A 17899-nucleotide genomic window follows, 5' to 3' on the forward strand; every position below is an offset into this window, starting at 1 on the left:
CCTTCCCCGCGTGTCAAAAGGAACGTACCCTAACGGCGCGCGGGGCGCCGTCGACCGGAGCGAAGCGCGCGCTGACGGCGAGAGCCGCTCGATCCGAACTCGAGCGGACGGAAATACCCCAGGACGTGTACCATGGATGCGCCCGGGAAACCGCCCGCGCGCATCCGACCCGAAAGCCGCACGCATGCACCTGATCTACCCGATACTGTGCTCCGCCTCCATCACGGCGATAACCGCCGTGCGCGCCGCGGAGTCCATGGTTCCCGTACCCGTGTGGATGGAGATGGTCGCCATCGTCGTCGCGTCGATAACCGGCACCCTCGCGGCGCGGGAACGCAAGCTCGACCTGGTGGGAGCCATATGCCTCGCCGTGCTCGTCAGCCTGGGCGGCGGTCTGCTCCGCGACGTCATCCTGCAGGTCGGCAACGTCTACATCCTCAACCAGCCCCTCGCGCTACCCGTCTCCGTGATCACCGCGGCTCTGACCTTCGTCTTCCCCTCGCCCTTTCTCAAGCAGGATCGAGTCATCGCGCTGCTCGACATCTTCTCCGTCGGCCTCTACGCAGCCACGGGCGCAGATAAGGCCCTGGTATACGGGTTTGAGCCCATGGTCTGCGTGATGATGGGCTTCTTCACGGCAGTCGGCGGCGGCATGCTGCGAGACGTGTGCCTCGGAGAAACGCCTCGCATCTTCCAGCGCAGCACCTTCTACGCCGTCGCGGCGATCGGCGGGTCGGTCTCCTACACCCTTCTCACCGGCATCGGGTACTCCCATATCGTCGCCCTCGTCGCCTGCGTCGCCGTGACCATCGCCCTGCGTTTCCTCTCCCTGCACTACAACATTCAGAGCCCGACCGATGAGGACATCGCGCGGGCCGCGCACAAGGTCAAGAATCGCGCATCCGCCCTCCGCAGCGCAGAGAGCCTCGAGCGGCGTCGCGGACGCATCCAGGCCGATATCTCCAGAAGGCAGCGCGAGGAGATTCGCCGCGCCTGGAGGGGGCGCTACCGCAGACGCTGACGGCGCGGACGGCTTGCACTCGACCGGGGGGCGCCCCGGTCCCGCCGCCCTCGGATGCCTACGCCACCCGTGCACCGACGGCGCGCTCAAGGGCGGCGAGCAGCGATGCACGGCTCCTGTTCATGATGAGCTCCTCCGGGAAGTGGATCTCCGCGAGCATCTCCTCCGCCCGCGGGAACTTCCCGATGCGGCTCGCCATGTGCGCGTCGCTGGATACGGTGATGCCGCACCCCATCTCGGCGGCGCGCTCGGCGATGTGGGAACACGCCGCGTGGTAGCGGCCGTCCGGCGCGTCCACCGCGAGGCTGTGCTCATTGATCTCGACGAGCTTTCCGAGCTCGGCGGCTCGCTTCAGCACCGTATCGACATCGTAGCGAATGCCCGCGCGACCCGTATGGCCCAAGATGAACACCTTCGGGTTCTCCAGGGCTGCCAGGTACATATCGGTTCCCTGGGCTATGGTGGCCCCGTCGGCGAAGCTCGTGGCATGCACGCTTGCGACCAGATAGTCGAGATGGGCGGTGACGCGATCGATGAGCGGCAAGTCCTCCCCGTACGGCGTGTCGAGGATGGTCTCGGGGCACGAGATGTTCTCTCCGAACAGCGTGCCGTCAAGGTCGACGATGTCGACTTCGGCGCCCCTCAGAAGCGTGACGCCGTCCCATTCACGCGGCCAGATCCTCTGGTTGATGAAGAACTGGAAATTCTTGATCGTAGGCTCATCGAAGAGCATGGGGCTGAAATGGTCCGCACTTCCCAGGACCTCGAGGCCGGCCGCGCGTGCGGCGGCCACGTTCTCGGCGATCGTGGAATACGCGTGGCGCGTGAACAGAGTGTGGGTATGAAGATCGCCTGCGATACGGTACGACATGGGCACCCCTAACGGTAGCTTTGGGCAAGCGCCTCCCAGGCGGGAAGCGAGCGCTCGATGGTCTCATGGCTCACACAGTACCCGATACGGACCCAGCCCGGCACGCCGAAGCTGTCCGATGGAACCGGGAGCAGCTCATAGGCTCGAGCGCGGGCGCAAAACGCCTCGGCATCTTCCTCGAGCGCGCGCATCCATAGGTAGAACGCTCCGTCGGGTTCGACATAGTCGTATCCGTACTCGGACAGCGCCCGCGTGAGAACCTCTCGATTGCGCGCATAGGACTCCACGTCGCACGGCTCGTCCACACAATCGATGACCACGCGCTGGAACAGCGCGGGCGCGCATACGAACCCGAGGCATCGGGCCGCACCGGCCACAGCGGCCATGATGCGGTCATGATCGGCGCACGTGTCGGGAACGAGCACCCATCCGACGCGTTCGCCGGGAAGCGACAGCGACTTCGAATACGAATAGCACACCACCGTGGGAGCATAGATGCTCGGCACCCAGGGAACCTCGGCCCCGTAGACGACCTCGCGATACGGCTCGTCCGAGATGAGGAAGATCGGCTCATCGCGCCCCGCCGAGGCCTCCTGGAGGGCGGCGGCGAGCGCCTCGAGCGTCGCGCGCGTGTACACGGCCCCCGTCGGGTTGTTGGGGGAATCGATGATGACGGCGGCCGTGCGCTCCGTTATCGCCGCGCGCAGCGCATCGACGTCGATCTGGAACGTCTTCTGATCGGCTAGGACCTCGACGCAGGTCGCGCCGGCGTTCTCGATCCATACGGCGTACTCGGGGAAGTACGGCGCGATGACGATGACCTCGTCCCCTGGGGCGACGAGCGCGTGGAGGCAGCAGCTCACCGAAGCGGCGGCGCCGACGGTCATGAAGACATCTTGGGCGCCATACGCCGTCCCGAACCGACGGTTGAGCGATGCCGCGACGGCCGCGCGGGCGGCGGGCAGACCGGGCGCAGGCGTATACCCGTGCAGCACCGCGGGATCGACCTCCGCGACCGAGCGCTCGATCGAGGCCCGGACGGAAGCCGGGGCGGGGACGCTCGGGTTGCCCAGGCTGAAATCGAAGACGTTCTCCGACCCGATTTGAGCCTTCCGTTCGCAGGCGTACGCGAAGATCTCGCGAATCTTCGAGCTCTCTGCTCCGCGTTCATACATCGTCCGGTTCACCATGGACGCCTCCCCTTTCTTGCGCGCAACGACGCAATCATACCGTCCGCCGGCCGCGCCCGCGGCGCACCCGCGGTATGAAACGCGCTGCTAACGAGCGACCGTCGCGCGTCTTCACATATGCATAGCCGATCACTGCGAACACGAGGGCACCGATGAGGTTCACGATGAGGTCGGCCATGGAGTCGTGGATACCGATGTCCAGATAGCCACCAGGAATCTGGACGACCTCACCCGAGGTCAGCAGGATCTGCGTGGATGCGATCCCCTGCACCGGTACCGTCACGTTGGAGTTGGTCGGATCGAGCCATACGGTGTTGAAGCCCTGGACGAGCGTATCTTTCTGCATGTCGACACCGATGAAGCAATCGGCGCCGTACTCGAAGATCTCCCAGCACGCGCCGATGCACATGGAGAAGGCGGCGGCGGAGACCGCCATATAGAGTGGCGTCAGGTGAATCTTGGACGACTCGCTGCGATTGAGGATATCAAAGAGGGCGAATCCGATCCCCGCGCAGAGAAAGCCCCACGTAGTGTGGAGAATGGTATCCCAGAAGGGAATGCGGATGTAGAACGCATCGATCTCACCGAGTATCTCGGCGGCGAAGATGAAGAGCAGGATGATCGATTCAAGAAGATCAGGCAAGTCGATATCGAGCGTATGCTCGATGAACGAGGGAATGAGCAGGAGAACCAGGGTGAGCACGCACAGCATCATGTGTTCGTAGTGACCGAGGAACGCGGAGCGAACCAACGTCACCAGGACGAGGGCGCGCAGGACGAAGTAGAGGACGAACACCGTGGGCTCCTCTTCCCGCTTTCGGTGCATGACCTCTTTCGAGCGCTTGATGAAACCCGACATGACCTTTCCTTTCGAGCGCGGGCGGAAACGCCACGCGTGACGACTCGGCACGCGCGAAGTCTGATGGGAACTAAGCGGCCAAACCTGACCGTAAAGAGCAGGGAGGCGCCACGGCGCTCATGCACCGCAGCGCCTCTTCGTGCGTGAAACGTCGTTTCCCCTACGCGTCGGTCGGGGGAGCGTCGACGGAAGCATCCGATGCGGACCGCTCCGCCGCAACCGCCGCCTCGGCGAATGCAGCCGCGGCGGCGGCGATCTCCTCGTCACTCTGCCTCGACTTCTTCGAAGGCGCGGGGCTCGAAGGAGCCTCGCCCTCCGCTTCCTCGGATGCGACGAACTCGTCCCAACGCCCGTCGAGCAGCGCCTCGACGGCGGCGCCCTCGACGGTCTCGCGCTCGAGCAGCACGCGCGCCATCAGCTCGAGCTGGTCGCGATGGTCGGTGAGGATCTTCTCGGCGCGCTCGTGGGCCTGACGCATGATGCGCTGGACCTCCACGTCGATGCGGTGGGCCGTCTCCTCGGAATAATCCTGATGATCCGCATAGTCTCGGCCCAAAAACACCTGGTGGTCAGCCTCGCCGAACACCTGGGTTCCCAGTTCCTCGCTCATGCCGAGGCGCGTGACCATCTGTCGCGCCATCTTGGTCGCGCGCTCGAGGTCGTTGCTCGCGCCGGACGTGATGTCATCGCACATGAGCTCCTCCGCCACGCGGCCTCCGAGGAACACGGCGAGGTCGTCGAGCATCTCGTTTTTCGTCGTGAGGAAGTGATCCTCCTCGGGACGGGACATGGTGTAGCCCAAGGCCTGCCCGCGCGGGATGATCGTGATCTTATGGACCGGATCGGCGTGCTCGAGCAGGTGGCCCACAAGGGCGTGCCCGCTCTCGTGGTAAGCGATCGTCGTGCGCTCCGTCTCCGTCATGACGCGGGCCTTGCGCTCGGGACCGGCTATCACGCGGTCGATCGACTCCTCGATCTCGGACATGGAGATGTCCTTGCGGTGGCGACGCGCCGCCAGCAGGGCGGCCTCGTTCAACAGGTTCGCGAGGTCTGCGCCGGTGAACCCGACCGTGAGCTGAGCCAGGCGCTTGAAGCTCACGCCGTCCACAAACGGCTTGTTCTGCGCATGCACGCGCAAAATCTGCTCGCGGCCCGCCACATCCGGACGGTCCACCGTGATCTGGCGGTCGAAACGGCCAGGACGCAGCAGCGCCGGATCGAGGATATCGGGGCGGTTGGTCGCGGCGATGAGGATCACGCTCTCGCTCTCCTCGAAGCCGTCCATCTCGACCAGCAGCTGGTTCAAGGTCTGCTCGCGCTCGTCGTGACCGCCGCCGAGACCGGCGCCGCGCTGGCGACCGACCGCATCGATCTCGTCGATGAAGATGATCGAAGGGGCCTGGGCCTTGGCGTCCTTGAAAAGGTCGCGCACGCGGCTCGCGCCCACGCCGACGAACATCTCGACGAAATCGGATCCGGAGATGCTGAAGAACGGCACGCCGGCCTCACCGGCCACCGCTTTCGCGAGCAGGGTCTTACCGGTGCCCGGAGGGCCGACGAGCAAGACGCCGCGGGGAATCTTGGCTCCCAGCTTGCGGAAACGCTCGGGCTCCGCCAGGAAATCGCGGACCTCCTCAAGCTCCTCCACCGCCTCGTCGATGCCGGCGACATCGGAGAATTTCACCTTGGGACGCGTGGCCTCGTTGGTCTTCGCGTTGGTCTTCCCGAACTGCATCGCCTTGTTGTTCGCACCCGTCATCTGCCGCATGAAGTACATCATGAGCAGGATGAGCGCGAGGGTCGGCAGCAGGGTCATGACCAGGTCGGACCAGAAGTTCGGATCATCCGTATCAACCGTGTACGTGGTGTCGGGGTGCTTCGCCATGAGCTCGGACAGCGAATCGGATCCAACGTAGGTCGAGGTGAACGGCACGAGGTTCTTGTCGTCATGCGCGGCGTCCTCAGGCCAGTACTCGCCCGTCATGGTTCCATCCATGACGGTATAGACGACGCTATCCACGCGGTCGTCCTTCACGGCGGTGACGAACTCGCTCGTGGAAAGCTCCTTCGCATTCGAACCGCCTTGGAACGCGCCGCCCATGCTCATCGCCATATAGCCCACGAGCGCGCAGGCGAGCAAGAAGTAGAGCCAGCTCACGCGGGACGGCGGCTTGCGTCCACCCGACCCCTCGGGCCCCCTGCCGGACCCGCCGAACAGGTTTCCCTCGAGCTTGTCCATGAGGCCGCGGGAATCGTCTTCGGGCGCGTTGCCGCGCGGTGCGGAGCCGTCCTCCTTGCTGGGGCCGTCGCTCTCCGCGAAGCGCGCGGCCGAGCGGTCGTCGATACGGTTGTGCAGATTGGTCATGCTACGAATAAACCTCCGGCTTGAGCACGCCGACGTAGGGAAGATTGCGGTAGCGCTCGGCGTAGTCCAGGCCGTAGCCGACGACGAACGCATCCGGGCAGTGAGTGCCGACGTATTTGGGATTCACGGCAGCCTGCTTGCCCTCGACGTCCTTCCACAGGAAGGTGGCGACCTCCAGGGAGGCGGGCTTGCGGCTGGCAAGGTTCTTCATCAAGTACTTGAGCGTGAGGCCGGAATCGAGGATGTCCTCGACGATCAGGACGTCGCGGCCCTTGATGTCGATGTCGAGGTCCTTGATGATGCGGACGATGCCCGAGGACTTGGCGCCGTCTCCATAGCTGGAAACGGCCATGAAGTCGATGGCGACCGGACAGTCGATGGCGCGCATGAGGTCGCCCATGAAGACGACGGCGCCGCGCAGCACCGCGATGAGAACCAGGTCGCGGCCGGCATAGTCGCGGGAGATCTCCTCACCCATACGCTTGACCATGGCGGCGATGTCCTCTTCGGAGAAGAGCACGGTTTCAACATCCGGATGCATTGCGTTCATGACTTGCCTTTCTTGACGTCCGGGCCGGTATGTGTGAGCTTACCCCATCGCCGCGTCCTCGGGGGCGCGATTCAAGGGACGAACAGCCAATTTTATCAGCAGCCGTGAAGCCGGCGTGCATTTGAAACGGTCGTCCAGCCGAATACCCGCAACCCACACAACGGCCCCTCCGGGCGCGGTGCGCACCACGGGAACCGACGGACGGTCCGCCACGGACACGTGGGCCTCGTTGAGAATATCCGAGAGCTTTTTCGTCCGGCCGCTCATCCCGAGCGGGCACATGATGTCGCCGGGGGCGGGGGCGTCCACCCACAAGCGCGCGGAGCGCACGTCGGCCGGGATCGTCGCGTCGGCGCCGCGCAAATGGGACGGATCGTGCACCGCATACCCTAACGCCGCCGCATCGATGTACGCCACCGATCCGTCGGCGGCCCCCCGATCATCCAGGGCGAGCGCGACGGGGTTCGTCCCGGAGGGCACGCGCACGAGCTCGGAGACGAGCATCGCCTGATTCGCCAAGGGGATCGAGGCGGGAACCCCCAGCCATGCGGCGACCAGGCGCTCGCGCGCACATGGAGTTCGAAACGCAAGCGCGCCGAACTCCATGCGCGCGTCGACGCCGCCCGGAAGGCTCAACGAGCCGCTCCCCGAGGCGACGCAGGCGAGCACCTGCTCCACATGGCGCATCTCGATGCGGGCATCGGGAGCGAGGCGCTTGTGGGCTAGGCGCACCATGCGGCGCGCAAGCGCCAGCTCGGCCGAAGCCAGGCGCGAGGCGTCGATGACCATGAGCCCCTCATCGGTCCTCAACGTGCAGGCCCGCAGGGCGCTGGCGGCGAGATGCGCCATGAACGCATCCTCCTCCCCAAGAATGTCGCAGGTCGATCCAATCGCCCGCTCCAGCTCCGGATTCCTTTCCCGGGCCTTCGGGACCACGCGGTGCCTCACGAAGTTGCGCAGGTAGGAGATATCGCCATTTGACTCATCCTCGCGCCAGGGAATACCGGCCACCTCCAGGTAGCGGCACAGGTCCTCATGCGTGCGCTCGATGAGGGGCCTCACAATGATGTTGCGGCGGCGGGGGATGCTCGAGAGCCCTGCCGGCCCCGACCCTCTGATCGCATTCATGAAGAACGTCTCCGTGCGATCCGAGGCCGTGTGCGCCGTGAGGATGCGCGCGGCCGACCGAGGCGTCCCCAGCTTCTCGGACAGCTCACGCACGTAGCGCCGCGCGGCGGCATAGCGAACCTCCCGAGCGGCCGCCTCGAGATTCGACCCCCCGAGATCGGAGAAATCCGCATGCTCGACGCAGAGCGGCAGGCCGAAACGATCGCACAGCTCGCGCACGTAGCGCTCGTCGCCGTCCGATGCGTCCCCGCGTAGATGGTGGTTTACATGCAGGACGTGCAGTCGCTCGCGGGCGACGCGGGCGGTGCCGCGGCCATCTCCGATATCAAGCCGAGACGTGCACGCCATGACGAGAAGCGCCGTCGAGTCCGCGCCTCCTGATACCATGAGCACCACGGGCGCCGCGGCGGGCGGGGCCCCCGCGGCCGCCCGCGCGGGTACCGTCCTGTAGTGCTGCGCAACCGTCGGCATATCACATCTCCCGTCTTATCGTCCGCCCATATTGTATCTGCACGAAAGGTCGTACGCCGCATGCCTTCTTCACGGGACAGACTGCATCTCTACGTTCTCGCCAGCGGCTCAAAAGGCAACTGCTCCATCGTCGCGGGCCCCGGCGGCCTCGTCATGATCGATGACGGGCTTTCGCGTCGCGAGGTTCTTTCGCGGATGGAGGCCTGCGGGCTGCGACCGCACGACGTCCGGGCGCTGGTACTCACCCATGAGCACGGCGACCATACAGGGGGCATCGCCGTATGGCACCGAGCCTTCCCCGTCGAACTCTTCGCATCCGAGGGCTCGACCGAACTGCGGCGGGCCCTCCGCGAGCTCCCGTTCAATCACTTCGCCCCCGGAGAAACCCTCGAGCTCGCCGGGATGCGCGTCGACACCTTCTCGACTTCCCACGACATCGCAAATCCGGTCGGGTTTCGCTTCTCGTGCGACGGCGACGCCATAGGGTACGCCACGGACACCGGGATCATGACAGCCGCGATGCGCAGCGGACTGCGTGGCGCGCGCATCATTGCGCTCGAGGCCAATCACGACGTCCCGATGCTTGCGTGCGGCCCGTACCCCCGCTATCTGCAGGACCGCATTCGCTCAGACCGCGGCCACCTCTCGAACGAGCAGGCGGCGAGCGCGGCCGCGGAAGTTGTTGGCGAACGCACCGAGCACCTCATCGCCATGCATATCTCCCAAGAGAACAATAGGCCGAGCCTTGCTGTGCGCGCGATCGCGGGGACCCTCGGCGCCGAGCTCGATGACGAGTTGGGGTCGACGGCGACGCTCGAGCGCAGCGGCGGTCTCCCTTCTCTGCATATCCGTGCGGCCGGCCAAAACCGTCCGGTCGCCATCCTCTGATCGATCACGCGTCCTGACGCGCGATCGGCCCAACGCCCCAATCTTCTCGTACCGCAGCACGGATCGCACGCGATCGCGCGCCGGCACCTATCTCGCGCCGGCGCGCCAAAAAAACGGGGCGGGCGCACACCGTGCACTCGCCCCGTCCTTGCGTACCCCACCTTGGCGGCAACGCGTTCGACTAGTCGATAGCGATCTTGGTCACGTTCTTCTTCTCCACGATCTTGGGGACCGTGACCGTAAGGACGCCGTCCGCGTAGCGGGCGGACAGCCCCTCAGAAGAGGCGTCCTTCAGGTAGACGCCGCGCGTGGCGCTATAGGACGCGAACTCCTTCTGCAGGTAGTTCTTGCCCTGATCCTCCTCCTTCTCCTCAACGTTGACGGAGATGGAGAGGCGACCCTCATTGAGCTCGACATCGATATCGTCCTTCGAGACGCCGGTGAGGTATGCCTTGACCTCGTAGGCATCCCCCTTGTCCTCGACGTCGATGGGGAACGCCTTGCTCGAAAGCGGCGCGGATGCGAAATCCATCATGTCGTCGAACGCGTCGAGAAGGGAAGCGGTGCTCGCCGGACGCAGACCGAACACCGAACGATACGGAACCATGCTTGCCATTACGACCACTCCTTTGATGTCGCGCCGCACCCGCACGAGCGGATGGGGCCTTCTCTTGACGCTTGGAGTTATTCCCGCTCCACCTTGATTTAAACCATATGCCGAAGATTTTTTAAGCGTCACACCATCATCAAATCTAAGTCACTTCTACTTAAGTTTGAATGCGACCCGTCGGCGGTCGCGAGACGGCAAAAGCGAGACGATGCTCGACGAAGACGTAGCGACGACTCGGATGCATCCCGATTTTGTGTCGCAACCTATTAATCCGGTACGAATACCTCAACCCCCATACAATGAGCTCGTGACATCACGATCCAAGGTGGCCCGATGAGCGAAGACAACGAATCCATTCGTTCCGCGCGAAGCGAAACGCACCGCAGCCAGGCGGGCGTGCGGCATGGCAGACACCTGGACATGGGAATCGCGTCGAGCGACCCCGACTACCTTGCAACAGGCGACGGCACGGCGAACCATCCGTTTCGGGGCAACACGCCAAGCGGAGCCAGAAGGCCGATGCCGGAGGGACGGCCCGACTTCGCTCACCTGCTCGAATCGCCGGCGCCCGGCAAGCCCATCTTCATCGCCCAGCGCAAGCGAAAGGCGCGGCGCGGGCGGATCGCAGCCATCGCCGTGATCGCGATAGCGGCCTTCATCCTCATCTGGTACGCCGTCACTCGCTGACACGGACCGCGCCACCCAATCGATCCAACAGACGATATGAGTTGAACATTGGGACCCCTCCTCTTGTAGCTCTATCGTGGGTCGGGCGACAATGGTCGTAGCGCCAACCGTGGCCGCGCGCCACATGCGACGGAGAGGGGCTCCATGTCCAATTATGTCACAGCCATCGGTCTCGACGTCCACGCCAGGAGCATCAAGGCCTGCGCCCTGAACCCCATGACCGGGGAGGTCGAGCGCGCGTCGTTCGGCTACGACCCGGCCTCGGTCGCCGAGTGGGCGCTCTCCTTCGAGTCGCCCAAGGCGGTCTACGAGTCCGGCGCGACCGGCTTCCACCTCTGCCGCGTCCTGCGCGCCCTCGGCCCCGACTGCGCGGTGGGCGCCGTCTCCAAGATGCAGCGCCCCGCCGCCGGGGCCCTGGCTGGCTACCCCCTACCTGATGACTCCCTCGCAGGTCGCCGCTTTCACCCAGACGACCCCCGCGGGCGTGAGAAAACTCCTCTCTAGCGGAAGGCTCAAGGGGAGCAGGATGGGATCCCGGTGGGTCATACCTAAGTTCTGCCTCCTGCGCTACCTGAACGGGGCCGGCTAGGCCGGGGGGGCGAGAGGGGCTTGCCGTGGAGAGGCTGAGATGCGACAAACCGTACGACGTCGACGAGGCGCGGGCGAGGAAGGGTCTCCCTCGGAGGAAGAGGAAGAACCCGAGGTCGACCTGCTCGAACTCGTGATTCGCATCCCCGAGGAGTGCCAGAGCGCGCTCGGGAGGAAGAAGGTCACGAGGACGGTCTACGCCGTCAACAAGCGCGAGGACCTCAAGGGCCAGATCAGAGATTTCAAGGGGAATGAGCCCCGCGCCGCCGCTGGTGCGTACATAGATATGCAGTCGTCTGCCGCTATAGTACCGATTTGAGCAAACAAAACGCTCTCATCAATCTCAAGGAGGATTCATTTGTTTGGCATCGTCGCAGAAATCATCAACCGTCGTTTCAGCGATTGCCGCGTGCTTAATTGGATCGTGCTGCTAAGCTTTCTGCTAAACGTTTCCGTATTCCTTGGATACAAGTGGATGCTGCCGTATTTTCTGACATTATCTGTCCCGAGCGGCACCGACTGCGCGTCGCTTGCTGAATATACATCCATTGCCCTCGCGCCGATCTTCCTCGTCGACCTTGCAAGCTGGATGCGCTTCGTCTGCTCGTGGAAGAAGAGTTCCGGGAAAAGCGACGGCGAGCTGATGGCGGCCGTTTCGGCCTCGACCCTCATGAGATGGTCGAGCGGCTCCCTTGGATACGTCGTCGGCCAGATTGCCTCGGCACTGCTCCTTTCGGCCAATCTGTTCGAAGACGCTTGCTCGGAGCTCGCCTAAGCCTTTGCCACTGGAACCACGTGAGGCGCCAGAGGAGGCTGAAGGGCCTGACCCCGGTTGAGTTCCGGGAGCAGGCCCTTCGGGAGGCCGCCTAGTGGTTATGATTTAGCGCGTCCAAGTTTTGGGGTGCAGTTCATTATCGGGGCGGCTTCTTTTTGTCGAAAACCACCACAAAGGTGCCTGCCCCTTTGTGGTGGTTCTTGTGTGCTAGATTGCGCCGTACTCCTTGAGGAGTTTGGCGATGTCGGTTCCCTCGACCTTCTTGAGCACTTCTTTGAGAGCAATCCGCTCAACCATAGGCAGCTTCATGCTGGTGATGGGCTCACCGTCGCGTAGTTTAACGCTGCTCATAAGGAGGTCACGCACGTCAAAGACCGAACCCCAGACTTCGGGTACGCCGCGGTCGACATCGCAGAGCGTGTAGACGGCTTCCATGCCGGTGCGCATGGAGTACTCAGTCGTAAAGATCGTGTCACGCGGCGTCTCGGCAAACTGGCCCAGGAACGCGAAGTTCACGGCGCCATCGGGCACCACGTCGGGGCGGTCGCCTGCTTCACGCGGCATAAAGAAGGCGGTGATGTAGGGCATCATGACGGGCACGGTGTTGGCGTGATTTGCCGCCAGCTCAGCAATCTTATCCTCGGGAACGCCCAGGTGATACAGCCATTCCTGGCAAATCTCCTCGCCGGTGCAGTCGCGCATGGTCTTCTTAACGTAGTCGCCGGGCTTGTCGGTAAACAGGCCATACACCCACACGCAAAGCTGGTCTTTGGGCTGATCGCGGAACTGCTGTTGGCGGTTGATCGTCCAGCTCATAAGCCAGCCCGAATCCTTGCAGGTCACAATGCCACCGGTCACGACGTGCCCGGTAAAGGGATCGCGATGGCAGATCCTTTGGATATAGGGCACAATCTCGCCGTCGAGCGTGGTGACCGTGGCGCTCATCCAGTTGCTCTTCTCGGGGTCACCGCAGAATTTATCGGGATGACCAAAGCTCGGATCTTGCGCTGCGATACGACGCCACATGTCCCAACCGCCACCGGGGCGAATCGTCGGATCCCATGCGGCGGGCTTATCCTGCGCGCCGATCGTCGAGTTTTCCACACAGCCGCCGTTGGTGATAAAGACCAGGTCATCCTCAGTGAGGTCGATGTTCGAAATCTCGCCTGCATGCGTCACGGTGATGCGACGCGCGACCTTCTTGGTGCTCGTACTGTAGGGGTTGCGCGCAAAGGCGGCCTGCTGGATGCGCTGAATCGTGTCCTGGCCGGTGCCAGTGACGGCGCGGCGCGGACCCTCGCCGCCGCCAACCTCAAACACCACGTTTTCGACCTTGGTGTCAAAGTGGAACTGCACGCCGTGCGCCTCGAGATAGCGCTGCATGGGCAGAATCATCGACTCGTACTGGTTGTAGCGGGTGAAGCGCAGGGCGCTAAAGTCGGGCAGTCCCGCGATGTGGTGGATGTAGCGGCGGATATAGAGCTTCATCTCGAGCGCCGAGTGCCAGTTCTCAAAGGCGAACATGGTGCGCCAGTACATCCAGAAATTCGAGTTGAGCACCTCGTCGTCAAAGAAATCGGTGATCGGACGGTTCGCCAGTTCCTCGTCGGGCGTAAAGAACAGGTCCATGATCTCGGTCGCCGCCTTGTCCGACAGGCCGAACTTGCCATCGGTGCCGCCGTCTTGGCCACGGTTCTTAGTCGAGCGGCACAGCGAGTAGTTGGGATCCTCCTTATTGAGCCAGTAGTACTCGTCGAGCACGGAGATGTCCGGATCTTCAATCGAGGGAATGGAGCGGAAAAGATCCCACATGACCTCAAAGTGGTTGTCCATCTCGCGGCCGCCGCGCATGACATAGCCCACGCCGGGGATGTCGGCACCATCGCAGGCGCCGCCCGCAACGGGGTCCTTTTCGAGGATATGGATGTGGCTTCCGGGCATTTGCGCGTCGCGCACCAGATAGCAGGCTGCGGTAAGCGCGCCCAGGCCGGTGCCGATGATGTAGGCGCTCTTGTGGTCGATGCCCGCAGGCTTCTTGGGACGAGCAAAGGCTTCGTAGTTTCCGCTTGAATAGTACATGGCTCCTCCTTGCCAACGAAGTTCGTTAACAAGCTTTTGCCCTGATCAGCGCGGCCTAACCGATACAAGATCGTCACCTTGTACGATTTTTAATCAACGGGGGCGGATTGTACAAATCTGCTTGGCTTTGGTCTCCCAAGGTCACGCCGGCCCGGCGTGACGCACTTGGCCGCTTTGCGCTCCAACGTGTAATAGTCAAAATCTCGCCAGCGCTGCGTCAATCTGGCCTTCGCATATTTTGGAAACGCGCTCGGCTACTGCGCTCGGGTCCTCGGCCATGCCTGCGGCAATCCAGTCGAGCATTACACCGATAAATGCATGTGCGAAAAAGCGGGACAGAAAGACCTTGTCGCTTTGTGAGACGCTCTTGCCTGCGGCGTGCTCTTCGACCACGCCTTCGATCAGGTCGAATGTCACGGGCTGCAGAAAACGCTGGATGCGCTCGGCGCTCACACAGTGATAGACGTTCATGATAAAGGGCTTGTTGTCGCGCACCGCGAGCATGATGTTTTCCAGGCCCACCTGCCAGGTATCGGCCGTCTTGTTGTTGGCGAGCGCGCGGCCGGCGTCTTCCTCACATGCCCATTCAACCAGGTCGTAGATGTCCTGAAAGTGATAGTAGAACGTCATGCGGCTGACCCCACAGTCCTCAGTGAGGTCCGCGATGGTGATCTTAGTCAGTGGCTTTTGAAGCAGTAGTCGCTTAAGAGAATCTTCCAACGCGCGCTTTGTCAGTTGTCCAGCCATTGCTCTCCCGCCATCGAAGTTGAATCATGAAATATTCCCATGGTACCCCGCATGCAATCACCATCCACGAAGGGAACAGACACCTTTGTGGCGGCTCGATTCGTCTCAATCTGTAACATCTAGAGCCAGAAACAGCCGCTAGATGTTACGGCTTGAGATAGTAAGGGGACGAGGCCGTAGCGGGTGAGCGTGCCTGCTCCCTATCTCTCAACCACTCAGAAAATCTTATATATGGAGACTTAGATTTGTGTATAAGATCGTACAAAGCTTGCAATAATACTTCTCGAACAACGTGAAGCCGCGCCGTAGGGCGGCCGCCCCAAGAGAGGTGATTCCATGAGAATCGATAAGCTAGCAATGACGTCGCGCGAGGCGCTGCAGACCGCCATGATCACGGCTGCCGACGCGCAGGCCGGCGCGGTAGAGCCGATTCACCTGCTATCCGCCCCGCCCGGTTCCCGAGCGCGCCGTCGTTCGCCTCGCGGTGCGGGCTCGCGCCCTCGGAGCACTCGAGCGGCGAGACCTCGTCGAGGGGCGGGATAACCCGCGCGGGCAACGCCCACGTGCGCCGCGCGCTCGTCGAGTCCGCCTGGCACGTCCCGATGTCCTCGCACGACCCGAAGCCCCTCGCGCCCGGCCAGGAGGTCGCGCCCGCGGTGCGGCGCCACGCGACGAAGTGCAACCGCAGGCTGATCGAGCGCAGGGAGGCCATGGCCGCCGCCGGCAAGAGGCCGTGCGTGGCCAACTGCGCCACGGCGCGGGAGATGGCGTGCTGGGTGTGGGCGATAGCGCGGATGGCGACCTCGTAGCGCGGGCGCCCCGGACAACAGGGTCCGACCCCGGCGCGCGCCGCGCTCGAGGCCGTTGGGAGGCCACTCGAGTTCTTTTTTTGGGCGGCGGGGACACCGCCACGCCCGCCAACAGACTCCGATTTCGCCGCGAGGCCCCCAGCCGTAGCAACGAAATGCGCAGCCGAGAAGGCCACGCGCGGATATTAGAATGCCGAACGTGCGTCGAGAAGACACGCCCTCAAACGGCGCGGTCGCCGGGTGAAGATAGGTAGGCCCGGCCGTGCGCGGTAGCTCCGCGGACGGCCGGGCCGGTTTTGCCTCTTGACAATGTTCAACTCATATTAGAAAAAAGCGGCTCCGCCCCCTAACGGGACGGAGCCGCCTCACTTCGCGATGGCGTCGCAGCAGGCTACGAGAGCAGCTCGCGGCCGGACGCCTCGATAGCGTCGAGCAGCGCGTCTGCGGCCGCCGCGTCCTCGCCCTTGGCGAAGACATACAGCTTGATCTTGGGCTCGGTGCCGGACGGGCGCACGATGGCCTTGTTGCCGCCCTCGAGGTCGAACTCGACGACGTCGGCCTTGGGCAGGCCGTTCACGCAGGTGGCGTAGTCGACCACGGCCTCGACCTTCGCGCCCGCGATCTCGGTCGGTGCGTTCTCGCGCAGGCCCGCCATGATGCCGGCCATCTTGGCGGCGCCGTCGGCGCCGGGATAGCTCAGCGAGATGGTGCGGTTGTGATAGTAGCCGTACCTCTCGTACAGCTCGCGCATGGCCTGGACCAGGTTCTTGCCCTGCAGCTTGTAGCACTGGGCCATCTGGCAGATGAGCAGCGATGCGTTGACGGCGTCCTTGTCGCGCACGTGGTCGCCGGACAGGTAGCCGTAGCTCTCCTCGAAGCCGAAGATGTAGCGATCCGCCTCGCCGGCGTCGGACAGGCCGGTGATGATGTCGCCGATGTACTTGAAGCCGGTGAGGCAGCGACGCAGCTCGAAGCCGTACTCCTCGGCCAGGGCGTCGACCATGGCGGAGGAGACGATGGTGGTGACGGCGACCTTGCTGGAGAGGTCCTCGCCGCGCTCGGCGCGCATCTTGCAGATGTAGTCGAGCAGCAGCACGCCCATCTCGTTGCCGGTGAGCAGCGTGTAGTCGTCGCCGTCGGCGCAGGCGACGCCCACGCGGTCGGCGTCGGGGTCGGTCGCCAGGAGCAGGTCGGGATGGACCTCGTCGCACAGCTCGATGCCCTTCTGCATGGCCTCGCGGATCTCGGGGTTGGGGTACGGGCAGGTGGGGAAGTCGCCGTCCGGGTCGCGCTGCTCGGGGACCACGGTCACGTCGGTGATGCCGGCGCGGGCGAGCACGGTGGTCACCGGGATGAGGCCGGTGCCGTTGAGCGGCGTGTAGACGAGCTTGAGCGGAGCGCCCGCGATCTGCTCGTCGGTGAGGTTGTTAACGGACTGGGCGAGGACGGCGTCGTAGTAGGCGTCGAGCACCTCGTCGTCGATCCATTTGACCAGGCCCTGCTCCACGGCCTCGTCGAAGTCCATGGTCTTGACGTCGGCAAACGGGTCGGTGGCCTCCATGGCAGCCGAGATGGCCGCGGCCGCCTCGGACGTGATCTGGCAGCCGTCAGGACCGTAGGCCTTGTAGCCGTTGTAGGGCGCGGGGTTGTGGCTCGCGGTCATGCAGATACCGCCGGAGCACTTGAGATAGCGCGTGGCCCAGGACAGCGTGGGCACGGGGGAGATCTTCGGATACACGTAGGAGGTCACACCGTTGGCAGCGAGAATCGCGGCGGTGGTCTTCACGAAGAGCTCGCCCTTGTTGCGGCTATCGCGCGCGATCGCCACCGTGGGGTTCTCGAAATTCTTCACCAGGTAATCGGCGAAACCCTGCGTAGCGCGGCCGACCGTATAGATATTCATGCGGTTGGTGCCGGCGCCGATCGTACCGCGCAGGCCAGCGGTGCCGAATGCGAGGTCCTGGAAGAACGCATCGGTGATCGCGCCCTCGTCGCCGGACTCCTTCATGCTCTTAAGCTCTTGCAGCAGCTCCTCGTCGGTGACGTGGGCGATCCACGCATCGAGCAGCTCGTGTACATCAACCATCGAACGTACCCTTTCAGACCATCGGACTCCCGGCATGCGGGAGGGGCGTAAAACACGCACCCACCGTTACTATACGCCATCTTGATAAAGCGTCCCTCCACGTTGCGGCAAGCGCGCCGTTGCGTATGCGGACGGCCGGGCCCCACGAGCTCCTCTATTCGAAAACGCCTCGATT

The 17899-nt window shown here is 63.7% G+C and carries 18 protein-coding genes and 1 pseudogene; 9 read left to right on the plus strand and 10 right to left on the minus strand.

Going from position 1 to position 17899, the window contains the following annotated elements:
• Nucleotides 1-184: 184 nt before the first annotated feature.
• Complete coding sequence (locus tag BQ7355_RS02295; protein ID WP_143761684.1) at nucleotides 185-1021, plus strand: trimeric intracellular cation channel family protein; 837 nt, start codon at nucleotides 185-187, stop codon at nucleotides 1019-1021.
• A 58-nt stretch (nucleotides 1022-1079) separates the two neighbouring features.
• Here BQ7355_RS02295 and BQ7355_RS02300 read toward each other — a convergent pair whose 3' ends face one another.
• From BQ7355_RS02300 to tilS, 6 genes are all read right to left on the minus strand, one after another.
• The gene (locus BQ7355_RS02300) at nucleotides 1080-1892 is read right to left on the minus strand and encodes a PHP domain-containing protein (protein ID WP_072414762.1); all 813 of its coding nucleotides are present in this window, start codon (nucleotides 1890-1892) and stop codon (nucleotides 1080-1082) included.
• 8 nt (nucleotides 1893-1900) lie between these two features.
• Nucleotides 1901-3082, minus strand: coding sequence for a pyridoxal phosphate-dependent aminotransferase (locus BQ7355_RS02305; RefSeq protein WP_072414763.1), 1182 nt, complete (start codon nucleotides 3080-3082; stop codon nucleotides 1901-1903).
• A 34-nt stretch (nucleotides 3083-3116) separates the two neighbouring features.
• Nucleotides 3117-3941, minus strand: a complete 825-nt coding sequence (locus BQ7355_RS02310; RefSeq protein ID WP_072414764.1) for a DUF2238 domain-containing protein — start codon at nucleotides 3939-3941, stop codon at nucleotides 3117-3119.
• A gap of 160 nt (nucleotides 3942-4101) precedes the next feature.
• Nucleotides 4102-6306, minus strand: coding sequence for an ATP-dependent zinc metalloprotease FtsH (gene ftsH, locus BQ7355_RS02315; RefSeq protein ID WP_072414765.1), 2205 nt, complete (start codon nucleotides 6304-6306; stop codon nucleotides 4102-4104).
• A gap of 1 nt (nucleotide 6307) precedes the next feature.
• Nucleotides 6308-6856, minus strand: a complete 549-nt coding sequence (gene hpt, locus BQ7355_RS02320) for a hypoxanthine phosphoribosyltransferase (protein WP_072414766.1) — start codon at nucleotides 6854-6856, stop codon at nucleotides 6308-6310.
• 39 nt (nucleotides 6857-6895) lie between these two features.
• Nucleotides 6896-8455: a tRNA lysidine(34) synthetase TilS gene (tilS, locus tag BQ7355_RS02325; protein ID WP_205407550.1), complete on the minus strand. Its 1560-nt coding sequence runs from the start codon at nucleotides 8453-8455 to the stop codon at nucleotides 6896-6898.
• Between the two features lie 60 nt (nucleotides 8456-8515).
• Here tilS and BQ7355_RS02330 point away from each other — a divergent pair, with 60 nt between their 5' ends.
• On the plus strand, nucleotides 8516-9343 hold the full coding sequence (locus tag BQ7355_RS02330) for an MBL fold metallo-hydrolase (protein ID WP_072414767.1): 828 nt from the start codon (nucleotides 8516-8518) through the stop codon (nucleotides 9341-9343).
• Nucleotides 9344-9524: 181 nt separating this feature from the next.
• On the opposite strand, the gene BQ7355_RS02335 is transcribed toward BQ7355_RS02330, so the two are convergent.
• Nucleotides 9525-9959 (minus strand): Hsp20/alpha crystallin family protein, encoded by a 435-nt coding sequence (locus BQ7355_RS02335; protein ID WP_072414768.1) that lies wholly within the window; start codon nucleotides 9957-9959, stop codon nucleotides 9525-9527.
• A 327-nt stretch (nucleotides 9960-10286) separates the two neighbouring features.
• Here BQ7355_RS02335 and BQ7355_RS09025 point away from each other — a divergent pair, with 327 nt between their 5' ends.
• The 5 genes from BQ7355_RS09025 to BQ7355_RS02355 all read left to right on the plus strand — a co-directional run bounded on the left by BQ7355_RS09025 (nucleotide 10287) and on the right by BQ7355_RS02355 (nucleotide 12003).
• Nucleotides 10287-10640, plus strand: a complete 354-nt coding sequence (locus BQ7355_RS09025; RefSeq protein ID WP_143761686.1) for a hypothetical protein — start codon at nucleotides 10287-10289, stop codon at nucleotides 10638-10640.
• A 144-nt stretch (nucleotides 10641-10784) separates the two neighbouring features.
• Complete coding sequence (locus tag BQ7355_RS02340; RefSeq protein WP_240307294.1) at nucleotides 10785-11144, plus strand: hypothetical protein; 360 nt, start codon at nucleotides 10785-10787, stop codon at nucleotides 11142-11144.
• Nucleotides 11077-11229, plus strand: coding sequence for a helix-turn-helix domain-containing protein (locus BQ7355_RS09455; RefSeq protein ID WP_083581467.1), 153 nt, complete (start codon nucleotides 11077-11079; stop codon nucleotides 11227-11229). The genes BQ7355_RS02340 and BQ7355_RS09455 overlap by 68 nt, the downstream gene beginning before the upstream one ends.
• A gap of 39 nt (nucleotides 11230-11268) precedes the next feature.
• Entirely contained in the window at nucleotides 11269-11547 is a 279-nt protein-coding gene (locus BQ7355_RS02350; RefSeq protein WP_072414769.1) for a hypothetical protein, read from the plus strand.
• Nucleotides 11548-11586: 39 nt separating this feature from the next.
• A complete protein-coding gene (locus BQ7355_RS02355; protein WP_072414770.1) occupies nucleotides 11587-12003 on the plus strand; it encodes a hypothetical protein in 417 nt (138 codons plus the stop codon).
• 207 nt (nucleotides 12004-12210) lie between these two features.
• On the opposite strand, the gene BQ7355_RS02360 is transcribed toward BQ7355_RS02355, so the two are convergent.
• Together BQ7355_RS02360 and BQ7355_RS02365 are read right to left on the minus strand one after the other, a co-directional pair.
• Nucleotides 12211-14082: an oleate hydratase gene (locus BQ7355_RS02360; RefSeq protein WP_072414771.1), complete on the minus strand. Its 1872-nt coding sequence runs from the start codon at nucleotides 14080-14082 to the stop codon at nucleotides 12211-12213.
• Between the two features lie 195 nt (nucleotides 14083-14277).
• Complete coding sequence (locus BQ7355_RS02365; protein ID WP_072414772.1) at nucleotides 14278-14829, minus strand: TetR/AcrR family transcriptional regulator; 552 nt, start codon at nucleotides 14827-14829, stop codon at nucleotides 14278-14280.
• A gap of 440 nt (nucleotides 14830-15269) precedes the next feature.
• Between BQ7355_RS02365 and BQ7355_RS09310 the strand changes: the two are divergent.
• Together BQ7355_RS09310 and BQ7355_RS02370 are read left to right on the plus strand one after the other, a co-directional pair.
• A pseudogene (locus BQ7355_RS09310) lies at nucleotides 15270-15371 on the plus strand (transposase); the annotation flags it as partial.
• A 21-nt stretch (nucleotides 15372-15392) separates the two neighbouring features.
• Complete coding sequence (locus tag BQ7355_RS02370; RefSeq protein WP_072414773.1) at nucleotides 15393-15638, plus strand: hypothetical protein; 246 nt, start codon at nucleotides 15393-15395, stop codon at nucleotides 15636-15638.
• 391 nt (nucleotides 15639-16029) lie between these two features.
• Here BQ7355_RS02370 and BQ7355_RS02375 read toward each other — a convergent pair whose 3' ends face one another.
• The gene (locus BQ7355_RS02375) at nucleotides 16030-17724 is read right to left on the minus strand and encodes a phospho-sugar mutase (protein WP_072414774.1); all 1695 of its coding nucleotides are present in this window, start codon (nucleotides 17722-17724) and stop codon (nucleotides 16030-16032) included.
• Nucleotides 17725-17899 lie beyond the last annotated feature (175 nt).

The organism is Collinsella phocaeensis, from assembly GCF_900119895.1.
In the GTDB taxonomy this organism is placed as follows: Bacteria; Actinomycetota; Coriobacteriia; order Coriobacteriales; family Coriobacteriaceae; genus Collinsella; species Collinsella phocaeensis.

Excerpts from the sequence above, each read along its gene's own strand:
- BQ7355_RS02295 (WP_143761684.1), top strand. The coding sequence starts at position 185 with ATGCACCTGATCTACCCGATACTGTGCTCCGCCTCCATCACGGCGATA.
- BQ7355_RS02300 (WP_072414762.1), bottom strand. The coding sequence starts at position 1,892 with ATGTCGTACCGTATCGCAGGCGATCTTCATACCCACACTCTGTTCACG.
- BQ7355_RS02305 (WP_072414763.1), bottom strand. The coding sequence starts at position 3,082 with ATGGTGAACCGGACGATGTATGAACGCGGAGCAGAGAGCTCGAAGATT.
- BQ7355_RS02310 (WP_072414764.1), bottom strand. The coding sequence starts at position 3,941 with ATGTCGGGTTTCATCAAGCGCTCGAAAGAGGTCATGCACCGAAAGCGG.
- ftsH (WP_072414765.1), bottom strand. The coding sequence starts at position 6,306 with ATGACCAATCTGCACAACCGTATCGACGACCGCTCGGCCGCGCGCTTC.
- hpt (WP_072414766.1), bottom strand. The coding sequence starts at position 6,856 with ATGAACGCAATGCATCCGGATGTTGAAACCGTGCTCTTCTCCGAAGAG.
- tilS (WP_205407550.1), bottom strand. The coding sequence starts at position 8,455 with ATGCCGACGGTTGCGCAGCACTACAGGACGGTACCCGCGCGGGCGGCC.
- BQ7355_RS02330 (WP_072414767.1), top strand. The coding sequence starts at position 8,516 with ATGCCTTCTTCACGGGACAGACTGCATCTCTACGTTCTCGCCAGCGGC.
- BQ7355_RS02335 (WP_072414768.1), bottom strand. The coding sequence starts at position 9,959 with ATGGCAAGCATGGTTCCGTATCGTTCGGTGTTCGGTCTGCGTCCGGCG.
- BQ7355_RS09025 (WP_143761686.1), top strand. The coding sequence starts at position 10,287 with ATGAGCGAAGACAACGAATCCATTCGTTCCGCGCGAAGCGAAACGCAC.
- BQ7355_RS02340 (WP_240307294.1), top strand. The coding sequence starts at position 10,785 with ATGTCCAATTATGTCACAGCCATCGGTCTCGACGTCCACGCCAGGAGC.
- BQ7355_RS09455 (WP_083581467.1), top strand. The coding sequence starts at position 11,077 with ATGACTCCCTCGCAGGTCGCCGCTTTCACCCAGACGACCCCCGCGGGC.
- BQ7355_RS02350 (WP_072414769.1), top strand. The coding sequence starts at position 11,269 with ATGCGACAAACCGTACGACGTCGACGAGGCGCGGGCGAGGAAGGGTCT.
- BQ7355_RS02360 (WP_072414771.1), bottom strand. The coding sequence starts at position 14,082 with ATGTACTATTCAAGCGGAAACTACGAAGCCTTTGCTCGTCCCAAGAAG.
- BQ7355_RS02365 (WP_072414772.1), bottom strand. The coding sequence starts at position 14,829 with ATGGCTGGACAACTGACAAAGCGCGCGTTGGAAGATTCTCTTAAGCGA.
- BQ7355_RS02375 (WP_072414774.1), bottom strand. The coding sequence starts at position 17,724 with ATGGTTGATGTACACGAGCTGCTCGATGCGTGGATCGCCCACGTCACC.